Origin of the sequence: Streptomyces chartreusis NRRL 3882, assembly GCF_900236475.1 — a bacterium.
GTDB classification, from domain to species: domain Bacteria; phylum Actinomycetota; class Actinomycetes; order Streptomycetales; family Streptomycetaceae; genus Streptomyces; species Streptomyces chartreusis_D.
In genome coordinates, this window is the sequence record NZ_LT963352.1 from 3,041,467 (window position 1) to 3,062,402 (window position 20,936).

A 20,936-nucleotide genomic window follows, 5' to 3' on the forward strand; every position below is an offset into this window, starting at 1 on the left:
CCCGTCCCGCACACTCGGACCATGGACATCCTCATCCGGCGGGTGAAGCCCGCCGAATACGACGCCCTCGGCGAGATCACCGCCCAGGCCTACCTGAAGGACGGCCTCCTCGACTTCGGGGAGAGCGACGGATACCTCGGCGAACTCAGGGACGTGGCCAAGCGGGCCGCCGCGGCGGACGTCCTGGTGGCCACCCAAGGCGAACACCTCCTCGGTGGCGTCACCTTCGTCCCCGCCGGCGGACCCATGGCCGACATCGCCCGACCCTCAGAAGCCGAGATACGGATGCTCGCCGTCGCCCACGAGGCCCGCGGCCGCGGCGCCGGAGAGGCCCTCGTCCGCGCCTGCGTCGACCGCGCCCGTGCGACGGACGGCTGTGTACGCGTCGTCCTGTCGACGCAGCGCACCATGCACTCCGCCCACCGCATCTACGAACGCCTCGGCTTCGTCCGTACCCCGGAGCGCGACTGGAATCCCGTTCCGGAGCTCGGCGACATCACTCTTCTCACCTACGAGTTGACGCTGTGAAACCGTCGCGACACTACATCTAGGGGTGCTTTCACCACCCGGCACAAGATGTATGCTCATGCTCGCTGTCGCCGCAGGGGAATCCGGTGGGAATCCGGAACTGTCCCGCAACGGTGTACCCATGCCTTCTTATGCGTGTATGGGAGTCAGTCCGAGGACCTGCCGACAGCGCGCCCGGCCGTCCGGCCGGTGCGCACTGACGTCCGGGCCTCGCGGAGTGGGCCGGTGGACGCGACGCCGCGTGCGTTCGTGTGCTGCCCCCTGCCCTGCGTGAGGTCCCCGTGCCGAGCGAGGGAGAGCCCCACGTGACCATCGCGCCAGCCGATCCGGTCTCAGCCGCCGAAGATGAGCACGACGGTCCCGGTGCCGCGCTGCTGCGGACCCTGACCGAGCTGACCGCCGACCTCCCCGACGCCGACCCCGGCCGGGTCGCCGCCGCCGCGCTGCGCGGCCGGTCCGCACGGGCCGACGCGTCGGAGTTGCGCGAGCTGGCGACGGAGGCGGCCGCCGGCCTCATCTCCGAGGATCCCGTCTACTCCCGGCTGGCCGCGCGCCTGCTGACGATCGGGATCCGCGCCGAGGCCGCCTCGCAGGGAGTCACGCGCTTCACCGAGTCCGTGGCCGTCGGGCACCGGGAGGGCCTCATCGCCGACCGGACCGCCGCGTTCGTGCGCACGCACGCCGCGCGGCTCGACGCCCTGATCGACACGGCCGCCGACGACCGCTTCGGCTACTTCGGCCTGCGCACGCTGCACAGCCGCTACCTGCTCCGGCACCCGATCACCCGCAAGGTCGTCGAGACGCCCCAGTACTTCATGCTGCGCGTCGCCGCCGGGCTGGCAGAGGACGACACCAGCCGCTCGGTGGACGAAGTGGCCGCGCTCTACGGGCTCATGAGCCGGCTCGACTACCTCCCCTCCTCCCCCACCCTCTTCAACTCCGGCACGCGGCACCCCCAGATGTCGTCCTGCTACCTCCTCGACTCCCCCAAGGACGAGCTGGACTCGATCTACGACCGCTACCACCAGGTGGCGCGGCTGTCGAAGCACGCCGGCGGCATCGGAATCGCGTACTCCCGCATCCGTGCGCGCGGTTCGCTGATCCGCGGCACCAACGGACATTCCAACGGCATCGTCCCGTTCCTGAAGACCCTCGACGCCTCGGTCGCCGCCGTGAACCAGGGCGGCCGCCGCAAGGGCGCCGCCGCGGTCTACCTGGAGACCTGGCACTCGGACATCGAGGAGTTCCTGGAGCTGCGCGACAACACCGGCGAGGACGCCCGCCGCACGCACAACCTGAACCTCGCGCACTGGGTGCCCGACGAGTTCATGCGGCGCGTGAACGCCGACGGGCAGTGGTCGCTGTTCTCCCCCTCGGACGTTCCCGAGCTGGTCGACCTGTGGGGCGAGGAGTTCGACGCCGCGTACCGGGCGGCCGAGGCGAAGGGCCTCGCCAGGAAGACCCTGCCCGCCCGTGAGCTGTACGGCCGCATGATGCGCACCCTCGCGCAGACCGGCAACGGCTGGATGACCTTCAAGGACGCCGCCAACCGCACCGCCAACCAGACGGCCGAGCCGGGCCACGTCGTCCACTCCTCCAACCTCTGCACGGAGATCCTGGAGGTCACCGGCGACGGGGAGACGGCGGTCTGCAACCTGGGATCGGTCAACCTCGGCGCGCTCGTCGACCGGTCCGGCGGGGACATCGACTGGGAGCGGCTGGACGAGACCGTCCGTACGGCCGTCACGTTCCTCGACCGGGTCGTGGACATCAACTTCTACCCGACCGAGCAGGCGGGCCGTTCCAACGCCAGGTGGCGTCCGGTCGGCCTCGGAGTCATGGGCCTCCAGGACGTCTTCTTCAAGCTGCGCCTGCCCTTCGACTCTCCGGAGGCCAAGCGGCTCTCCACCCGCATCGCCGAGCGGATCATGCTCGCCGCCTACGAGGCCTCCGCCGATCTCGCCGAGCGCAACGGCCCGTTGCCGGCCTGGGAGAAGACCCGTACGGCGAAGGGCGTGCTCCACCCCGACCACTACGACGTGCAGCCGACCTGGCCGGAGCGCTGGGCGGCCCTGCGCGAGCGCGTCGCCGCGACCGGCATGCGCAACTCCCTGCTCCTGGCGATCGCGCCGACGGCCACCATCGCCTCCATCGCGGGCGTGTACGAGTGCATCGAGCCGCAGGTGTCCAACCTGTTCAAGCGCGAGACGCTGTCGGGTGAGTTCCTCCAGGTCAACTCCTACCTGGTGGAGGAGCTGAAGCGGCTCGGCGCGTGGGACGCGCGTACCCGGGAGGCCCTGCGCGAGGCGAACGGCTCGGTGCAGGACTTCGCCTGGATCCCCGCGGACGTACGCGCCCTCTACCGCACGGCGTGGGAGATCCCGCAGCGCGGCCTGATCGACATGGCGGCGGCCAGGACCCCGTTCCTGGACCAGTCCCAGTCCCTGAACCTCTTCATGGAGACGCCGACCATCGGCAAGCTCTCCTCGATGTACGCGTACGCCTGGAAGTCCGGGCTGAAGACCACGTACTACCTGCGTTCGCGCCCGGCGACCCGCATCGCCCGCGCGGCCCAGGCCACCGTCCCCGTGCAGGCCACCCCGGATCCCGAAGCGGTCGCCTGCTCCCTGGAAAACCCCGAGTCCTGCGAGGCCTGCCAGTAATGACCACCCAGAACCTCCTCGACCCCGGCTTCGAGCTGACTCTCCGCCCGATGCGCTACCCGGACTTCTACGAGCGCTACCGGGACGCCATCAAGAACACCTGGACCGTGGAGGAGGTCGACCTCCACTCGGACGTCGCCGACCTCGCCAAGCTCTCCCCCGCCGAGCAGCACCTGATCGGCCGGCTGGTCGCCTTCTTCGCCACGGGTGACTCGATCGTCGCGAACAACCTGGTGCTGACGCTCTACAAGCACATCAACTCCCCTGAAGCGCGGCTCTACCTGAGCCGGCAGCTCTTCGAGGAGGCCGTGCACGTCCAGTTCTACTTGACGCTGCTCGACACCTACCTCCCCGACCCGGAGGACCGCGCCGCCGCGTTCGCCGCCGTGGAGAACATCCCCTCCATCCGCGAGAAGGCCGGGTTCTGCTTCAAGTGGATGGACTCGGTGGAGCAGCTCGACCGGCTGGAGACCCAGGCCGACCGGCGCCGTTTCCTGCTGAACCTCATCTGCTTCGCCGCGTGCATCGAGGGCCTGTTCTTCTACGGTGCCTTCGCCTACGTCTACTGGTTCCGCAGCCGGGGCCTGCTGCACGGTCTGGCCACCGGCACGAACTGGGTGTTCCGCGACGAGACGATGCACATGTCCTTCGCCTTCGACGTGGTCGACACCGTCCGCAAGGAGGAGCCGGAGCTGTTCGACGACCAGCTCCGGCAGCAGGTGACGGACATGCTCCGAGAGGCCGTCGAGGCCGAGCTGCAGTTCGCGCGCGACCTGTGCGGTGACGGCCTCCCGGGCATGAACACCGAGTCGATGCGGCAGTACCTGGAGTGCGTCGCCGACCAGCGGCTCAGCCGCCTGGGCTTCGCTCCGGTGTACGGCTCCGAGAACCCCTTCTCCTTCATGGAGCTCCAGGGGGTTCAGGAGCTGACCAACTTCTTCGAGCGGCGGCCCTCCGCGTACCAGGTGGCGGTGGAGGGCACCGTCGACCTGGACGAGGACTTCTGAGCGCGCTCGCCCTCACGGGCCTCCTGGGCCTCCCTGATCTGTCGGTCGACGCGCCGGTCGCGCACGATACCGATCACTGACGGGAGGACCAGGAGGACCAGCATCCCGAGTACGAAGATCATTGCGATGAGCGTCTGTGCCTGGTTCGTGTCCATGGACACCACTGTCGCGCCGATGACTCCTTACCGTCAGTGGCAGTACTGCCGTGGACCCTCGAATTACTGCCACTGACGAGGCACACTGGAGGCATGCTCCAGAACGTGGCCGTCGTCCTCCTCGACGGCGTGAACCCCTTCGAGCTCGGTGTGGTGTGCGAGGTCTTCGGCACCGACCGCAGCGACGACGGCCTGCCGGTCTACGACTTCGCGGTGGCCTCGGCCGAGGGCCCGGCCCTGCGCACCAACACGGGCTTCTCGCTGCACGTCGAGCACGGTCTGGAGCGGCTGGAGACGGCCGACCTGATCGCCGTGCCCGCCGGGCACTGCTACGAGTCCCGGGACTTCCCGCCGGAGCTGCTGGACGCCCTGCGGCGCGGGGCCGGCCGCGGCGCCCGGGTGCTCAGCGTCTGCTCCGGCGTCTTCGTGCTGGCCGCGGCCGGGCTGCTGGACGACCGGCGCTGCGCCGTGCACTGGCGGCACGCGCAGGCCCTCGCCCGGCAGTACCCGCGGGTGGCCGTCGAGCCGGACGTGCTCTACGTCGACGAGGACCCGGTGATCACCTCGGCCGGCACGGCCGCCGGGATCGACGCCTGCCTCCACCTGGTGCGCAAGGAGCAGGGCTCCGAGGTCGCCAACAAGATCGCCCGGCGGATGGTGGTGCCGCCGCACCGCGACGGCGGGCAGGCCCAGTACATCGAGCGCCCGCTGCCGCACTCCGAGGCCGACACGATCGGGGAGGTGCTGGCGTGGATGGAGCGGCACCTCGACGAGGAGGTCACCGTCGAGCAGCTGGCCGCCCGCGCCCACATGTCCCCGCGCACCTTCGCCCGTCGCTTCCAGCAGGAGACCGGGACGACCCCCTACCGCTGGATCCTGCGCCAGCGCGTGCTGTTGGCCCAGCGGCTGCTGGAGGCGACGGACGAGACGATGGACGCGATCGCCGGTCGAACGGGGTTCGGCAACTCGGCCACGCTGCGCCACCACTTCGTCCGGGCCGTGGGCACGACGCCGAACGCCTACCGGCGGACCTTCCGGGGCCCCGAAGCGGCCTGAGCCGGTCCCACGCTCACCTCGCCACCGGCCGCAGCAGCAGGTCGTGCGGCCGCAGCGTGATGCCGACGCGGGTGCCGTCGTTCGAGCCGACCACCTGCTCGAAGCGGTACTTGGTGGCCAGCGCCGCCGTGATCAGCGTCAGCTGCGCCATCGAGAAGTGGTCGCTGGGGCACTTGCGATTGCCCACGCTGAACGGGCTCATGGCGTGCTTCGGGATGTCCTTGGCCCGGTCCGGAAGCCAGCGGTCGGGGTCGAACTCCAGGTTCCGCTCATACGACTTCGGGTCGCGCTGGATCGCGTACGGGCTGTAGACGATGTCCGCCCCGGCCGGAATCCGGTATCCGCCGAGTTCGGTGTCCCGCACTGCCCGGCGCGTCAGAATCCAGACGGCGGGGCGCAAACGCATGGCCTCGACCACGACATTGTTGGTGTGCCTGAGTCCCCGGACGTCCTCGAATGCCACCGGCCTCCCACCGGCGACGGCTTCTACTTCGTCGCGCACCCGGTCCGCGTGTTCTGGGTGTTCCGCGAGCATATGCAACAGCCACATGATCGTGGAGGCGACGGTTTCGCTGCCAGGGGTGAGGATTGCGACGACCTGATCATGGATCTCCTGTTCCCCGATGGGGTCGCCATTCTCGTCCGTCGCCTCCAGCAATGCCGTCAGCAAATCGTCCGGCTTTTGACCGGATGCGCGGCGCTCGGCGACGATCTCGTCCACCAGGAGATGCAAATCGGCCAAAGCCCGGTTGAATTCGCGGTTGGCCGGGAGCGGCAGCTTGTAGAGCGGTCCGAGCGGCACCACCATCCGCCGGTACATCCCGCGGAAGACGGTGGCGAGCGCGACACACAGCCGCTCCGCCCGCTCGTCCATGTAGTCGCCGCGCAGCAGGCAGCGGGCCGCGATGCGCACGGCCACCCGGAAGGACTCGGAGGTGCAGTCGATGGTCTCGCCGGGCTTCCAGCGCTCGGTGAGCGCGTGCGCCTCCTCCTCCATGATCGGCCCGTAGGCGGGGATGGCGTCGAGCCGGAAGGCCGGCTGGATGGTGCGCCGCTGGCGCCGGTGCCGCGGGCCGTTCGCGGTGGCCACGCCCTCCTTGCCGAGCAGGCCCTCCAGGGACTCCCACAGCGGTCCGGCGATGATGAAGTCGTTGCTCAGCGCGAGGGCGCCGGTGAGCGCCGGGGTGGTGACGGCGTACACCGTCTTCGGTCCGAGCTTCAGCCGGACCACCTCGCCGTGGTCGCGCAGCCGCGACATGAACGCCAGCGGGTCGCGCACCAGCTTCCAGCCGTGTCCCAGGACGGGTACACCGCCGCCCGCCCGGGGCGGTTCACGCAACTCCGGGGCCAGAGGGGCTTCAGGCTTCACAGACTCGACGGTCATTTCTCACCTGCCGCTTCGTTGTTGACGTACGGGGGCGTGGACCGGTCGTCCCAGCTGTCGACCATGTACCGGCCGGACTCGTGATGGAACCAGTAGACGGAACTGAACCAGTTCCGCATATTGCTCAGACAGGCCCGCACGGCGGCGCTGAGTTCCTTTCCCCGCACGGTGCCGTCGGCGAGGGCGTCGGCGAACCGTAACGCTTCCTGTTCGACGTCGAGGAATTCCGTGATGCATTTCTCGACGCGGCGCCTGACTTCGACGACCGCCTGTTCCAGGGTCAGCCCCTCATGAGTGATGAGACTGATTCCGAGATTGTGCACCTCGTCGCCCGCTATTTCCTTCGGAAGCGAGCAGAGGTCGTTGTACCAGGCGGCGAACTCCTGACTCAGCAGCGCCGCCCGCCGATATGCCGGGTGTTTCCGTACGGTGGCTGGGAGTTCGCATCCCGCGGCCGGCTCCAGCAGATCCGTCCAGATCCAGTGGGCGAAGGTGAGCCGGCGCAGCAGGAGATACTCCTCGACCGAGGGCACGATTCCGTGGGTGCGGTTGTAGAACTCCCGGTCGTACGCGTCGATCACCGCGTGGAAGTGCCGCGCGAACCGGAGGTTCCATGTCCCCGGCAGGAAGGCGTACAGCCGCAGCACGCTGTCCGCGAACCCGGCGACCAGTGGGTCCTCGTGGTGCAGATGCTCCCCGGGGGAGTCGAGGGCCGAGTGCAGCCGGTCCCGCAGCCGCCGCCAGGCGACCGGACGGCCGTGCACGATGTCGCGGTCGTGGCGGTCGTCCCAGACGAAGAACCAGGCGCTGTAGTCCGCGATCGCCTGCATCACCTCGTCGGAGGCGCCGATGTAGTACCCGGCCATGAGGTCCGTGTAGCACAGGCCGTCGGCATATTCCTCCACCTTGTCCGCGGGCATGAGCCGTTTTTCGAGCAGCCAGGCGCGGGTCTTCTCCTGGCACTTCGGCCAATACGGGTGGAGTTGCCGGGGAAACGCCGCCTCGATCACCGGAAGGGAGAGCGACGGTGGAACCGCGATGGTGGTCGGTGTCGATGTGGTGCCGTGTGACAAAGCATGCACGAACTAACCCCTCTCAGCCGCCAGTTGGCGCGGGCGCCCCTCCTTCCGTGCTGGGCGTGCGCCGTTGCATACCCCGCTACTCCCATTCAGCACTACAACTGACCGTTCTGGGAACGTATTTGCTTCATTCACTGCCCCACAGGGCTGGGAACCTCCCGTTGTGTGACTGGTACCTGATCACCAGAAGAGCGGAAGCGATCGAACGTGCGACGGACAGGCGAACGAAGCAGACGAACGGCGCCTGTCCGGGGCGGGAAGCCCGAACAGACGCCGTTCGCCTGGTGATCCTGAGGTCTCAGTCGTTCGCGACGACCGGGTACCGGGGCTCGTTCTCGGCCATCTGCCGCAGCGCGTCCTTGCGTTCGCGCTTCGAGAGGCGGTCGATGTAGAGGTAGCCGTACAGGTGGTCGGTCTCGTGCTGCAAACACCGAGCGAAGTATCCGGTGCCGCGCACCCGGATCGGGTTGCCCTTCTCGTCCTGCCCGGTCACCTCGGCGTAGTCGGGCCGCGCGAGCGGCGCGTACGCGGTCGGCACCGACAGGCAGCCCTCGTTGCTGTCGTCCAGCCGGCGCTTCTCGGCGGGCAGTTCGACGAGCTTGGGGTTGCAGACGACACCGGTGTGCCGGACGCCCTCGTCGTCCGGGCAGTCGTAGACGAAGACCTTCAGGTCGACACCGATCTGGTTGGCGGCCAGGCCCACGCCCTCGGCGGTGCGCTGCGAGGCGAACATGTCCGCCACCAGCTGCTGGAGGTCGTCGCCGAACTCGGTGACGTCCTTGCACTCCTTGTGGAGCACCGGGTTCCCGACCACCGTGATCGGCCGCGAGGTCCCCCGCTCCCGCCAGGCCGCCTCGCGCTCCTCGCAGTCCTCCGTGTCGATCACGTACCCCTCGTCATCGACGGGGAGCACGCCCGCGCGCTGCTGATCGGTGTCCTGCTGAGCCATGACGTTACGTACGCCTTCCTGAACCAAACCGGGCTGAGATGCTGATACAGGTTACGCGGGTGTCGGACGCCGCTTTCAGGGGCGCGGGGACCTGTGCGAGAAACCACGACGGCGCCGCACCCGGCAAGGGGCCTAGCACACCTCTTCCAAATCCCGCCAATCCCGAGAATCCGGACTGTCGGCCACCCACCCGTCCAAAAGCCCCCTCACCAGCGAAGCCGGCGCGGCCAGCCCGCACTCCCGCTCGGGAACCCACAGCTGCCCGTCCGTCCGATGCCCCAGCGGCCCGGGATGCCCCGGCTCACTGTGGTCGTGCGGGTCGAGGTGCTCCCCGTCACCCTCGTCCGACGGCATCCGCGACTCGGAACACATCCGGCACAGCAACCGCACCGAAGAGGACCAGTCCTCGGCGGCGAACCCGGCATCCGCGGCAAGCTGCTCCAGCGCGTCCCGGTCGGACTCCGTCGCCGCCTCCAGCAGCACCACCCACGTCGGCACCGGCGACGGCGCCCACAGCTCGATCTCGTCGAACACCGGGTAGGTGTGCCCCGCGGCCGTGGTCCGCTCCCCGTGCGGCACGCCGTCGTGCAGCACGACCTCACCCCAGCGCCGCCCCGACGACGGCAGCGGAATGGACAGCACCTCGATCCGCGCGGGGTCCAGCCGCCGCCCCCACACGACCTCGGCCTCCCCCTCCGGGGACAGCCGTACGGCCGCGCTGCCCAGGTCCATGCCGACCGGCTCACCGGAGTCGTTGGCCGCCCCCGGCACCCGCAGTCCGTAGGCCTGCCAGGCGCGCCGGGCCAGTGGCCAGTCCTGGAGGGCGGTCGCGGCGATGCCGACGTTCCACCAGTCGGGCGCTCCGGTGTCCCGGTCGAGCAGGGCCACGGCCCTGAGGCCCGCCGCCCGCGCCTGCTCCCAGTCGTGCCGGAACTTGTGCAGCAGGGCGAGGTTGAACCAGGACTCGGACAGCCAGGGCTCCAGGTCGGCGGCACGTGTCAACAGTGCGCCCGCGTCCTCGTACCGGCCGTCGCCGATGAGAGTGAACGCCCGGTCTGTGGCCTGCCGCCAGGAGGCGGAGGGCCGGTGCCGTCCCTTGCCGAAGATCCTCACGATTCCCGCCTGCCAGTTCCGTGCGGTGGGCTGGCCGTAGCTGTGTTTCGAGCCCCCGGACACCTTCTTCTTCGCATCCAACCACGTACGGCCTCCGGGGCGCTCATTACCCATGGGTTACCCAGTCAGGCGCATGGTCAGACTGCTCCTTGCCAGTACCCGGGCCAGCGATTCCACCACCTCCGGGGCGTACTCCCCGGCGGTGGCGAGCCGGAGTTCCTCCAGCGCCGTCAGCGGCCCGCCGGGACCACCTTCCCGGGACTTCTCCTCGTACGCGTTCACGGCCCGGACGATCCGCGCGGCGAGCGGCTGCTCCGCAAAGGGGTCGGCCTGCCGCTCCACGACCACGGCGACCGCCTCGTCGACGCCCGTCTGCCGGACGACGGCCCCGCCGAGCAGCGCGATCCGCCGCTGTTCCGCGGCGGGCAGGCCGGCGGTGGCGCCCGACGGCACCGGGTCGACGAGGCTCAGCTGGCCGATGTCGTGCATGAGCGCGGCGTACTCCAGCACGGCCAGCTCGGGTTCGGTGAGGCCGAGGTCACGCCCCACGGCCAGACTGAGCGCGGCGACACGGCGGGCGTGCCCGGCCGGGGTGTACCCGGCGACCTCGGTGGCCCGCGCGAGGGAGGCGATGGTCTGCCGGTAGGTCGCCCGGACGGCGGCGTACCGGCGGAACGACATCTGGGCGAGCAGCAGCGGCACGGAGAAGACAGGCAGTGCCCACAGGCCCACCACGGCGACCGCCAGCGCCATCACCGCCCCCGTCGCGATGACGGCGGCCCCGATGCCGCACACGGCCCGCAGCTCGTCCCGCAGCACGGGCCCGAAGGGCCAGCCGGTGCGGGAGTGGGCCAGCGCGGCGGCGAGCACGGCATCGCACAGCGCGGTCAGGGACAGCAGCGCGAGCAGCAGCAGCGCGTAGGCGGGACCGCCCCAGTCGTCGAACATGCCCCGGTTGTAGGGGGGCTGGAAGCACACGGCGACGAACCCGACGGTGAGCACCCGGCGCGCCAGATGGTCGAGCGTGGGCCCCTGACCGCGTGCCACGTGCGGCACGCTGCCGAGCAGCGAGGCGGCCAGCACGACGGCGACGACCTGGGCGGGGCCGTGGTGCGTGGCCCGCCCGCCGGCCTCGCCGAGCAGCGCGTACGACAGGGCCGCGGCGGCCCCGAGCGGCGCCGGCTCCCTGACCTGCGCCCCGTTGCGCCGGGCGAGCTCCCCGACGGTGACGAGGACGCCGAAGGCGAGGGCGCCCCGGCGTTCCTCCAGCCCGTGGTGGAGGGTGACGGCGAGGGAGCCGGCGGCGAGGAGGGCGGCGCAGGCGTGGACGAGGGTGAACAGCGGCGGCGGGCGGTACGCGCTCACCGGTGTGCTCCCGGCGGGCTGGAGACAGGTGCGCCGGGCGGGGGAATCCGGGGCGGGTGGACGTCGTCGGCGGTCACGGCGGGGCGCCATCCCGCCCGGCCGACGGCCTCCACGAGGGCCGCGACCATCACCGGGTCGAACTGGCTGCCGGAGCAGCGCTTCAGCTCCGCCAGGGCGACCGGGACGGGCCGGGCCCTGCTGTAGCTCCGTGTGGAGGTCATGGCGTCGAAGGCGTCCGCGACGGCCACGACCCGCGCGGATTCCGGGATCTGACTGCCCACCAGGCCGTAGGGGTACCCGCTGCCGTCCAGCCGTTCGTGGTGGTGCAGCACGGCGGCGCGGGCCTCCCCGAGGAAGCCGATGCCGCGCACCATCTCGTGCCCGTACTCGGGGTGCAGCTCGATCACCCGTCGTTCCTCGGGCGTCAGCGGCCCGTCCTTGCGGAGCAGCCGGGTGGGGACGCCCAGCTTGCCGACGTCGTGCAGGATCCCGGCGAACCGGAGCACCTCGACGCGCTCGTCGTCCATGCCCAGCTCGCGCGCGATCATCATGGAGGCCTGCCCGACGCGCTCACTGTGCCCGCGGGTGTACCCGTCCTTGATGTCGACGGCCTGGACCAGCGCCCGGATCGTCGCCTGGTGGGCGGCCCGTTCCCGGTGGTACTGCGCGAAGGCCCACCAGGAGACGCACATCGGCAGCAGCACGAGCAGGGCCGCCACGGGACCGTAGGGGCTGCGACACAGCACGGCCATCATCAGCCCGGCCAGCCCGTGCACGGCGATCGGCGCGAGCGAGCGCGCCACCAGTCCCCGCCAGGCCCGCCGCACCGGCACCCGCTCGGCCACGGCCAGGATCCCGCCGTCCAGCACCGCGAGCACCAGGCAGAACGCCAGCACGGCCGCCCCGGCCGGCCCGAGCGCGTAGGGGACGTCGCCCGCGAGGACGGCGTCCCGCCCGCCCAGCGCCCGGTGCACCCGCGCCGCGGCCCAGACGCCGAGGACGAGCTGAGCGGCCCGCCAGACCCGCCGCAGCGCCACGGGCCGCTGCTCCACGTGCGAGAGCAGCGCACCGGGCACGGCCACCAGGGCGGCGGCGGGCGCGGGCAGCAGGAAGGCACCGGCGAGCAGCACGGGATAGAAGGTCCCGGCCGGATGGGAGATCCCGACGAACCGGGACCGGGCGACGCGCTCGCAGCCCGCGTACAGCGCGGCGAGCAGCAGCACGGCCCACCAGGGCGTGCGGACGCCCGGCAGCGGCAGCAGGCAGAGGAGGGCGGCGAAGACGACACAGGCGACGTACACACGTGCCCGCACCGGTACCGCATCCATGAGCCCTCCCCCGGCCATGTCCATCAGGCCCGGAGCCTAGGACGGCGGTGGGGGGCTCCGCGGGCGGATAACCCGCGGATTAGCACGTTCGAGTGATGCGTTCGAGGATGACTACCCCCTCAGAGGTGGGGTAGTTGAAAAGCGCGGGAGTGTCAGGAGTCCTGCGACGTGGTCGGCGAGGCGGTGACGTCCTGCTCGGGGACGGCCTGGCCGGAGCGGATCAATTCGATCCGCCCCATGACCTTGTCCCGCAGGTCGCCGGGGACGTCGTCATGCCCACAGCAGCGCTTGACGAGCTTCTTCACGGCCTGCTCGAGCCCGTACTTCTCGAGGCAGGGCGAGCACTCCTCGAAGTGGTGCTCGAACTTCACGCAGTCCGAGTCCGGCATCTCACGGTCGAGGAACTCGTAGAGATGATCGAGGATTTCGCTGCAATCCGTCTCGTGCGGCTCTCCGCAGCTCATGACCCCGAGCCTTTCGCTTCGTTCGACTCTCCGGCGCCGGCCGGGACCATCCCGCGGTCACGGGCGTAGTCCTCCAGCATGCCGCGCAGCTGACGGCGGCCCCGGTGCAGCCGGGACATCACCGTACCGATGGGTGTCCCCATGATGTCGGCGATCTCCTTGTAGGCAAAGCCCTCGACGTCCGCCAGATAGACGGCGATGCGGAACTCCTCGGGGATCGCCTGGAGCGCTTCCTTCACGTCCGAGTCGGGCAGGTGGTCGAGCGCCTGCGACTCCGCGGAGCGCAGACCCGTCGACATGTGCGACTCGGCACGGGCGAGCTGCCAGTCCTCGATCTCCTCGGCCGCGGAGCGCTGCGGTTCCCGCTGCTTCTTGCGGTACGAGTTGATGAAGGTGTTCGTGAGGATCCGGTACAGCCACGCCTTGAGATTGGTGCCCTCGCGGAACTGGTGGAAGGACGCGTACGCCTTCGCGTACGTCTCCTGCACCAGGTCCTCGGCGTCGGCCGGGTTGCGCGTCATGCGCAGCGCGGCCGAGTACATCTGGTCGAGGAACTCGAGCGCGTCCCGCTCGAAGCGCGCGTTGCGCTCCGCGGCCGTCTCCGCGCCCGTGCCGCCCTGGCCCTCGGGCTGCTCCGCCTGGCCGTGTTCGGTCCCTGCGTCGGTCCCTGTGACCGGACCCACCTCCTCCAGTGTTCTCGTGAGACCGAGACCGGTCTCACCCGAATCGGAGGATAGACGACGATCCGGTCCGCCCGCCGCCCGAATAGGGGCGGTCTTGGCCGCGTGCAGCACCGTCCAGTCCAGGTCGGCGCGGCTGCTGCGGCTCGGGCAGAAGGTCGAACCCATGCGGCGGACTTCCTCTCCTACGGCATCGGTGCTGGTCTCCAGCACGTACGTCCCGCACAACAGTGCTCGCCGCCCCGGCATTCCCGGAGCTTTACCCGAGTGACCCGGTCCACTCCACGACCGCGTCCGTGATGACCGCCACTGCCTCCTGCTGCGTGATCTCCGCGCGCTTGGGGACGGCGAAGCCGTGATCGCCGTACGGCACCTCGACGAGCTCGTACGGCCCCTCGGGGAACTCCCCGGGCTTCCCGAAGGGGTCGTTCCCGCCCTGGACGACCAGGGTGGGCACCCCGGAGCCCAGCAGCTCGGCGGCGCGGGACTTCTCGGGCTTGCCGGGCGGGTGGAGGGGGAAGCTGAGGGCCAGGACGGCGCGGGCACCCAGCTCGACGGCCGTGCGGCAGGCCACTCGGGCTCCGGCGCTGCGCCCGCCCGAGATCACCGGCAGCCCGGGCGCGGCTACCGCGGACCAGATGCCCCGCCACCCCGCGTCCAGGGTCTTCGGCGCCGGCGCCAGCTTCTTCCCGGCCACCCGCCAGGGCTGCTCGACGAGAGCGACGCTCACGCCGTGCTCCGGCAGGACCCGCGCGAGGGCCTGGAGATCCCGCGCCTCGATGCCCCCGCCGGCCCCGTGGCTCACCGCCAGCACCAGCCGTGCCTTCTCCGCCCGATGCCAGGTGATGCGGGCGTCCCCCGTGTCCGTGGCAATGATCTCGTTCGTCACGTCAGAAGAGTGTGCCCTCTTCGGGCCCTTCCAGCTCCTTGAGCAGCTCCGGGCCGTTGTTGCGGACGTTGCTGACGGCCGTGGTGACGGGGTAGGCGCGCATCAGCCCGGCGGGCGGCGGGGCGAGCAGCTCGCGCAGGTCGTCGGGGTCGGTGCGGGCCGGGTCCAGCCAGGCGTCCCAGCGGTCGGGCGTCAGCATCAGCGGCATCCGGGGGTGGATCTCGGCCAGGGCCCGCGGACCGTCGGCCGGGGACACCGCCAGCGGGCTCTTCTCGGCCTCGGTGGTGATGACGGAGCACGTCACCCACCAGGCCTGCGGGTGGTCGTCCGGCAGTGTCTTGTCGCGCCAGAACTCGTACAGGCCGGCCATGGCGAAGACCGACCCGTCCGCCGGGGTCACGAAGTAGGGCTGCTTGCGGGGCCGCTTCTTCTTGCCCTCGACCTCCAGCTCGCGCTCCTGCGTGCCGGTGACCCACTCGTAGTAGCCGTCGGCGGGCAGGATGCAGCGCCGGGAGGTGAAGGCGCGACGGTAGGACGGCTTCTCGTGGACGGTCTCCGCGCGGGCGTTGATCATCCGGGCGCCGCCCTCGGGGGTCTTCGACCAGGACGGGACGAGCCCCCACTTCAGCGTGCGCAGCTGCCGAACCGGGCGCGGGTCGTCCGCGTCTTTCAGAGGGCGGTCGAGGACGGCGTAGACCTCTTTGGTGGGCGCCACGTTGTAGTCGGGCTCCAGAGTCTCCTCGGGCTCCCACTTCTCGATCTCGAAGATTCCTGCGAGATCCTCTGGCCTACGACTCGCTGCATACCGTCCGCACATACGTGTCACACTGCCAGATTCCATCCGCCCACAGGGAGCCAACGCCGCACATGGACAGCACCGCAACCGCCTCGCTCGCCTCCCTCTGGGACGAGGTCTCCGGCACCCAGCCCGACCCCGACCTCTGGGTGGTGATCGCGAGCCTGGGCGTCGCGCTCGCCGTGGTGATCCCGCACGGGCTGTGGCGCATCTCCCGCAACGCCATCACCATCGCCCACGAGGGCGGTCACGGGCTCGTGGCCCTGCTCAGCGGCCGCACCCTCACCGGCATACGGCTGCACTCGGACACCAGCGGCCTGACCGTCAGCCGCGGCAAGCCGTACGGCATCGGCATGATCCTCACCGCTGCCTCCGGGTACACCGCCCCGCCCCTGCTGGGCCTCGGCGGCGCGGCCCTGCTGGGCGCCGGCCGCATCACGCTGCTGCTGTGGCTGGCCACGGCCCTGCTGCTGGCCATGCTCGTGATGATCCGCAACGCGTACGGCGCCCTGACCATGGTCATCACCGGCGGCCTGTTCGTGCTGGTGTCCTGGCTGGCCGGCCCCCAGGTCCAGGCGGCGTTCGCGTACGTGGTGGTGTGGTTCCTGCTGATCGGCGGGGTGCGTCCGGCGTTCGAGCTCCAGGCCAAGCGGGCGCGGGGCGGGGCGGGGGACTCGGACGCGGACCAGTTGTCGCGGCTGACGCATGTGCCGGCGGCGTTGTGGTTCTTCCTGTTCCACGCGGTGTCGCTGTGCTCGCTGCTCGGCGGAGGGCGCTGGCTGCTGGGCCTGTGACCAGCCGGCCTGAGGGGCGCGGGCCTGTGGGTGCGGCTCCGCCGCGTCGGCTCGACCGGCCCCCACGGCGCCGCACCCGAACCTCTGCTCCTTATAAAGTGAAGCCATGGCCCCGAACACCGCAGACACCGCCCTCTGGCCCGCCCCGCACGCGAGCGGAGCCGTCGACGCGACGGTCCACGTGCCCGGGTCCAAGTCGGTCACCAACCGCGCCCTGGTCCTCGCCTCCCTCGCCTCGGAACCGGGCTGGCTGCGCCGCCCCCTGCGTTCCCGCGACACCCTGCTGATGGCCGGCGCGCTGCGCGCCATGGGCGTCGAGATCGAGGAGGGCGTGGGCCCCGACGGCACGGGCGAGGCCTGGCGGGTGCTCCCCACGGGCCTGCGCGGTCCGGCCACGGTCGACGTCGGCAACGCCGGCACGGTGATGCGCTTCCTGCCGCCGGTCGCCGCGCTAGCCGACGGTCCCGTCCGCTTCGACGGCGATCCCCGCTCGTACGAGCGTCCCCTGAACGGAGTCATCGACGCGCTGCGTCAGCTCGGCGCCCGGATCGACGACGACGGCCGTGGCGCGCTGCCGTTGACCGTGCAGGGCGGCGGCGCCCTGGACGGCGGGCCGGTGGCGATCGACGCGTCCTCCTCGTCGCAGTTCGTGAGCGCCCTGCTGCTGTCCGGCCCGCGCTTCAACCAGGGCGTCGAGGTCCGCCACACCGGCGCCACGCTGCCCTCCATGCCGCACATCCGCATGACCGTCGACATGCTGCGCGCGGTCGGCGCCCAGGTGGACACGCCCGAGTCGGGCGGCGAGCCGAACGTCTGGCGGGTCACGCCGGGCGCCCTGCTCGGCCGGGACCTGGTCATCGAGCCGGACCTGTCCAACGCCCAGCCGTTCCTCGCGGCGGCGCTGGTGACCGGCGGCAAGGTCGTCATCCCGGACTGGCCGGCCCGCACCACCCAGCCCGGTGACCGGCTGCGCGAGATCTTCACCGAGATGGGCGGCTCCTGCGAACTGACCGAGTTCGGGCTCGTGTTCACCGGCTCCGGCTCGGTCCACGGCATCGACGTCGACCTGAGCGAGGTCGGCGAGCTGACGCCGGGCGTCGCGGCGGTCGCGGCCCTCGCCGACTCCCCGTCGACCCTGCGGGGTGTGGCGCACCTGCGGCTGCACGAGACGGACCGGCTGGCCGCGCTGACCAAGGAGATCAACGAACTCGGCGGTGACGTCACGGAGACCGCCGACGGTCTGCACATCCGCCCGCGCCGGCTGCACGGCGGGATCTTCCACACCTACGACGACCACCGCATGGCCACGGCCGGCGCGATCATCGGCCTCGCCGTGGAGGGCGTGCAGATCGAGAACGTGGCGACGACGGCCAAGACCCTGCCCGACTTCCCCGACCTGTGGACCGGGATGCTCGGGGCGTAGGACGCGGGGACCAGGTCATGCGCCGCTACGGCAAGCACACCGACGAGGACGACATCCGCACCCGTCCCGGCCGCCGGAACACCCGGCCCCGGACGAACATCCGGCCCAAGCACGAGGACGCCGCCGAGGGCCTCGTCCTCACCGTCGACCGGGGCCGCCTGACCTGCCTCGTCGAGGACCGCGTGGTCATGGCGATGAAGGCCCGCGAGCTGGGCCGCAAGGCGGCCGTGGTCGGCGACCGCGTGGCGCTCGTCGGCGACCTGTCCGGCAGGAAGGACACACTCGCGAGGATCGTCCGCATCGCGGAGCGGACCTCGGTCCTGCGTCGCACGGCGGACGACGACGACCCGTACGAGCGCGTGGTCGTCGCCAACGCCGACCAGCTGGCCGTCGTCACGGCCCTGGCCGACCCGGAGCCCCGCCCGCGGCTGATCGACCGCTGTCTGGTCGCGGCCTACGCCGGCGGCCTGGACCCGCTGCTGGTCCTGACCAAGTCGGACCTCGCACCGCCCGACAAGCTGCTGGAGCTGTACGGTCACCTCGACATCCCCTACGTCGTCACCAGCCGCGAGGAACTGCACAACGGCAGCGCAGTCGCCCGCGTACGGGAGCAGCTCGACGGCAAGATCACCGCGTTCGTCGGCCACTCCGGTGTCGGCAAGACGACCCTGGTCAACGCGCTGGTGCCCCAGGAGCGGCGGCGTACGACCGGGCATGTGAACGCGGTGACGGGCCGTGGCCGGCACACCACCACCTCGGCGCTGGCGCTGCCGCTGGCGGACAGCGACGGCTGGGTGATCGACACACCGGGCGTACGGTCCTTCGGGCTGAACCACGTGGACCCGTCCCGGGTCATCCACGCCTTCCCCGACCTGGAACCGGGCACCGAGGGCTGCCCGCGCGCGTGCAGCCACGACGAGCCCGACTGCGCGCTGGACGCGTGGGTGGCCGAGGGGCACGCGGATCCGGCGCGGCTGTACTCGCTGCGACGGCTGCTGGCCACGCGGGAGCGCAAGGAAGGCGACTGACCTCCGCGTTGTTTGTCATGGCGCGTGGACGGTAAGTGCATAATCGCACCAAGCCGGATCCAAGACCGACCAGAAGCTGATGAATCTGGCGAACTTGCTCAAACTGACTAAGCGGTCGCTGAACGTGGGATACGGGAGGAACGACTCATGGCGTGGCTGCTGGTCATCGTGGCGGGGTTGCTGGAGACCGGCTTCGCCGTGTGCCTGAAGCTGTCGCACGGTTTCACCCGGCTCTGGCCGACGGTCGCGTTCTGCATCTTCGCCCTCGGCAGCTTCGGCCTGCTGACCCTGTCGCTGAAGAAACTCGACGTGGGTCCCGCCTACGCCGTGTGGACCGGCATCGGCGCGGCGGGCACGGCGATCTACGGCATGGTGTTCCTGGGCGACCTGGTGTCGACGCTGAAGATCGTGTCGATCAGCCTCGTCATCATCGGTGTGATCGGGCTTCAGTTGTCGGGTTCGTCGCACTGACGTCCCGTCAGCCGACCTGCTGCTGAAGGGCGCTGCGGACCAGCTCGGCGACGCCGCCCTCGCCCGGAGGCGCGGCCACGCAGGACAGTGCGAGCCGGACGGCGAGTTCGCAGGAGCGGGCCAGATCGGCGGTGTCGGACCTGGGGGCGCCGGGTCCGGCCAGGACGGTGACGGCACGGTCGCGGACGAGGGTGACGAAGTCGCCGGGTGAGGGCAGTGGGCCGTCGGCGCGGCGCTGGGCCGGTACCACGGAGGTGGACGGCACGGCCGACAGGGCCGGGGACGGCAGCCGTTCGCTCCAGCAGCCGGTGAGCATGGCACGGACGAGGGCGTTCTCGCGGGCCGCCGAGGTGGTCCACTCGGCGGTGGCGGTGAGCCGCTCGCGCGGGTCGCTGTGCGCGGTGAGCGCGCGGTCGACCCCGGCGAGATATCCGTCGGCTTCTCGCCTCACGAGGGCCCGGGCGAGCCCGTCCTTGCTGCCGAACTCGTTGTACAGCGTCTGCCGGGACACTCCCGCCGCCGCGGCCACGTCCACCATCCGCACGGCGGACCACGGCCGGCGCGCCAGCGCCGTGTAAGCGGCGTCCAGTAGAGATTCCCGCGCTGCAGGCATCATCGCCTCCCCTTGGGGCGAGCGGCTCTGCGCCCAGATTTGACGCGCGGGAAACCACTGTCAAGGGTTCACGAGAGCACGCGGGGTCGCCTTTGAGCCGACCTGCCGCCCTCGGCTCCGAAGCCGCGGTCACCCCCACCCCCGAGCCCCCACAACACCGTCACCCCCGCCCACAAACCCCCTGTAGCCCCACCCCCACCTCGGCAGATAGGTTCGGTACATGCCCGACTACCTCGACGACCTGCGTCTCGCCCACGTCCTCGCCGACGCCGCCGACGCCGCGACGACGGACCGGTTCAAGGCCCTCGACCTCAAGGTCGAGACCAAACCGGACATGACCCCGGTGAGCGAAGCGGACAAGGCCGCCGAAGAACTCATCCGCGGCCAACTCGCCCGCGCCCGTCCACGGGACGCGATCCTCGGCGAGGAGTACGGCGTCGAGGGCACCGGCCCCCGCCGCTGGGTGATCGACCCCATCGACGGCACCAAGAACTACGTGCGCGGCGTCCCCGTCTGGGCCACCCTCATCTCCCTGATGGAGGCCGGTGAGGGCGGCTTCCAGCCCGTCGTCGGCGTCGTCTCCGCCCCCGCCCTCGGCCGCCGCTGGTGGGCCGCGAAGGGTCACGGCGCGTTCACCGGCCGCAGCCTCACGAAGGCGACCCGCCTCCAGGTCTCCCGCGTCGGGAAACTCGCCGACGCCTCCTTCGCGTACTCCTCCCTCAGCGGCTGGGAGGAACAGGGCCGCCTGGACGGCTTCCTGGACCTCACCCGCGAGGTGTGGCGCACGCGCGCGTACGGTGACTTCTGGCCGTACATGATGGTCGCCGAGGGCTCGGTCGACATGTGCGCCGAGCCGGAGCTGTCGCTCTGGGACATGGCCGCCACCGCGATCATCGTCACCGAGGCCGGCGGCACCTTCACCGGACTCGACTCCCGCCCGGGCCCGCACAGCGGCAACGCGGCCGCGTCGAACGGCCTGCTGCACGACGAGTTGCTGGGGTATCTCAACCAGCGCTACTGAGCGACCGCCGCCACCGAGCGCGCCCCCTGTCACCGAGCGCCCCCTTGTTGACCCTCCCTTTACCTGCCACCCTGAGAGTCCGCCCGCTTGTGAACTTGTGAAAACATGAACAAACGGCGGGGACATCCCC

At 70.8% G+C, this 20,936-nt stretch carries 20 protein-coding genes and 1 riboswitch; of the genes, 9 read left to right on the forward strand and 11 right to left on the reverse strand.

Annotated elements, in window-relative coordinates:
- Positions 1-21: 21 nt before the first annotated feature.
- From SCNRRL3882_RS13410 to SCNRRL3882_RS13430, 4 genes are all read left to right on the forward strand, one after another.
- Complete coding sequence (locus SCNRRL3882_RS13410) at positions 22-528, forward strand: GNAT family N-acetyltransferase (RefSeq protein ID WP_010047577.1); 507 nt, start codon at positions 22-24, stop codon at positions 526-528.
- Positions 529-605: 77 nt separating this feature from the next.
- Positions 606-688: riboswitch (cobalamin riboswitch) on the forward strand.
- Positions 689-833: 145 nt separating this feature from the next.
- Positions 834-3,191, forward strand: coding sequence for a ribonucleoside-diphosphate reductase subunit alpha (locus tag SCNRRL3882_RS13415; RefSeq protein ID WP_010047579.1), 2,358 nt, complete (start codon positions 834-836; stop codon positions 3,189-3,191).
- Complete coding sequence (locus SCNRRL3882_RS13420; protein WP_010047584.1) at positions 3,191-4,198, forward strand: ribonucleotide-diphosphate reductase subunit beta; 1,008 nt, start codon at positions 3,191-3,193, stop codon at positions 4,196-4,198. Before SCNRRL3882_RS13415 ends, SCNRRL3882_RS13420 begins: the two co-directional genes overlap by 1 nt.
- A 248-nt stretch (positions 4,199-4,446) precedes the next feature.
- Positions 4,447-5,409 (forward strand): GlxA family transcriptional regulator, encoded by a 963-nt coding sequence (locus SCNRRL3882_RS13430; RefSeq protein ID WP_010047588.1) that lies wholly within the window; start codon positions 4,447-4,449, stop codon positions 5,407-5,409.
- Positions 5,410-5,422: 13 nt separating this feature from the next.
- On the opposite strand, the gene SCNRRL3882_RS13435 is transcribed toward SCNRRL3882_RS13430, so the two are convergent.
- The 10 genes from SCNRRL3882_RS13435 to SCNRRL3882_RS13480 all read right to left on the reverse strand — a co-directional run bounded on the left by SCNRRL3882_RS13435 (position 5,423) and on the right by SCNRRL3882_RS13480 (position 15,477).
- Positions 5,423-6,793 carry a cytochrome P450 gene (locus tag SCNRRL3882_RS13435; protein WP_010047589.1) on the reverse strand — a complete coding sequence of 457 codons (1,371 nt, stop codon included), beginning with the start codon at positions 6,791-6,793 and terminating at the stop codon, positions 5,423-5,425.
- A complete protein-coding gene (gene cyc1 / locus SCNRRL3882_RS13440) occupies positions 6,790-7,875 on the reverse strand; it encodes an epi-isozizaene synthase (RefSeq protein ID WP_029181723.1) in 1,086 nt (361 codons plus the stop codon). The genes SCNRRL3882_RS13435 and cyc1 overlap by 4 nt, the downstream gene beginning before the upstream one ends.
- A gap of 295 nt (positions 7,876-8,170) precedes the next feature.
- Entirely contained in the window at positions 8,171-8,821 is a 651-nt protein-coding gene (def, locus tag SCNRRL3882_RS13445) for a peptide deformylase (RefSeq protein WP_010047593.1), read from the reverse strand.
- A 132-nt stretch (positions 8,822-8,953) separates the two neighbouring features.
- The gene (locus SCNRRL3882_RS13450; protein WP_010047594.1) at positions 8,954-9,934 is read right to left on the reverse strand and encodes a tetratricopeptide repeat protein; all 981 of its coding nucleotides are present in this window, start codon (positions 9,932-9,934) and stop codon (positions 8,954-8,956) included.
- A gap of 117 nt (positions 9,935-10,051) precedes the next feature.
- The gene (locus SCNRRL3882_RS13455; protein WP_040904319.1) at positions 10,052-11,389 is read right to left on the reverse strand and encodes an HD domain-containing protein; all 1,338 of its coding nucleotides are present in this window, start codon (positions 11,387-11,389) and stop codon (positions 10,052-10,054) included.
- Positions 11,296-12,627 carry an HD-GYP domain-containing protein gene (locus tag SCNRRL3882_RS13460; RefSeq protein ID WP_010047597.1) on the reverse strand — a complete coding sequence of 444 codons (1,332 nt, stop codon included), beginning with the start codon at positions 12,625-12,627 and terminating at the stop codon, positions 11,296-11,298. Before SCNRRL3882_RS13460 ends, SCNRRL3882_RS13455 begins: the two co-directional genes overlap by 94 nt.
- Positions 12,628-12,779: 152 nt before the next feature.
- Positions 12,780-13,091 carry a mycothiol system anti-sigma-R factor gene (rsrA, locus tag SCNRRL3882_RS13465; protein WP_010047599.1) on the reverse strand — a complete coding sequence of 104 codons (312 nt, stop codon included), beginning with the start codon at positions 13,089-13,091 and terminating at the stop codon, positions 12,780-12,782.
- Positions 13,088-13,774: an RNA polymerase sigma factor SigR gene (gene sigR, locus SCNRRL3882_RS13470; protein WP_010047600.1), complete on the reverse strand. Its 687-nt coding sequence runs from the start codon at positions 13,772-13,774 to the stop codon at positions 13,088-13,090. The genes rsrA and sigR overlap by 4 nt, the downstream gene beginning before the upstream one ends.
- Before the next feature lie 256 nt (positions 13,775-14,030).
- A complete protein-coding gene (locus SCNRRL3882_RS13475; RefSeq protein WP_010047601.1) occupies positions 14,031-14,660 on the reverse strand; it encodes an alpha/beta family hydrolase in 630 nt (209 codons plus the stop codon).
- Between the two features lies 1 nt (position 14,661).
- A complete protein-coding gene (locus tag SCNRRL3882_RS13480; RefSeq protein ID WP_010047602.1) occupies positions 14,662-15,477 on the reverse strand; it encodes an SOS response-associated peptidase in 816 nt (271 codons plus the stop codon).
- 50 nt (positions 15,478-15,527) lie between these two features.
- On the opposite strand from SCNRRL3882_RS13480, the gene SCNRRL3882_RS13485 reads away from it, so the two are divergent.
- From SCNRRL3882_RS13485 to SCNRRL3882_RS13500, 4 genes are all read left to right on the forward strand, one after another.
- Positions 15,528-16,250 carry a M50 family metallopeptidase gene (locus SCNRRL3882_RS13485; protein WP_010047605.1) on the forward strand — a complete coding sequence of 241 codons (723 nt, stop codon included), beginning with the start codon at positions 15,528-15,530 and terminating at the stop codon, positions 16,248-16,250.
- Between the two features lie 106 nt (positions 16,251-16,356).
- Complete coding sequence (aroA, locus tag SCNRRL3882_RS13490; protein ID WP_010047607.1) at positions 16,357-17,673, forward strand: 3-phosphoshikimate 1-carboxyvinyltransferase; 1,317 nt, start codon at positions 16,357-16,359, stop codon at positions 17,671-17,673.
- A gap of 17 nt (positions 17,674-17,690) precedes the next feature.
- Complete coding sequence (gene rsgA / locus SCNRRL3882_RS13495; protein WP_010047610.1) at positions 17,691-18,701, forward strand: ribosome small subunit-dependent GTPase A; 1,011 nt, start codon at positions 17,691-17,693, stop codon at positions 18,699-18,701.
- 147 nt (positions 18,702-18,848) lie between these two features.
- The gene (locus tag SCNRRL3882_RS13500) at positions 18,849-19,172 is read left to right on the forward strand and encodes a DMT family transporter (protein WP_010047612.1); all 324 of its coding nucleotides are present in this window, start codon (positions 18,849-18,851) and stop codon (positions 19,170-19,172) included.
- Between the two features lie 7 nt (positions 19,173-19,179).
- On the opposite strand, the gene SCNRRL3882_RS13505 is transcribed toward SCNRRL3882_RS13500, so the two are convergent.
- Entirely contained in the window at positions 19,180-19,788 is a 609-nt protein-coding gene (locus SCNRRL3882_RS13505; protein WP_029181725.1) for a TetR/AcrR family transcriptional regulator, read from the reverse strand.
- A 217-nt stretch (positions 19,789-20,005) separates the two neighbouring features.
- Between SCNRRL3882_RS13505 and hisN the strand changes: the two genes are divergently transcribed.
- The gene (gene hisN, locus SCNRRL3882_RS13510; protein WP_010047617.1) at positions 20,006-20,806 is read left to right on the forward strand and encodes a histidinol-phosphatase; all 801 of its coding nucleotides are present in this window, start codon (positions 20,006-20,008) and stop codon (positions 20,804-20,806) included.
- The last annotated feature ends 130 nt before the right edge of the window (positions 20,807-20,936 follow it).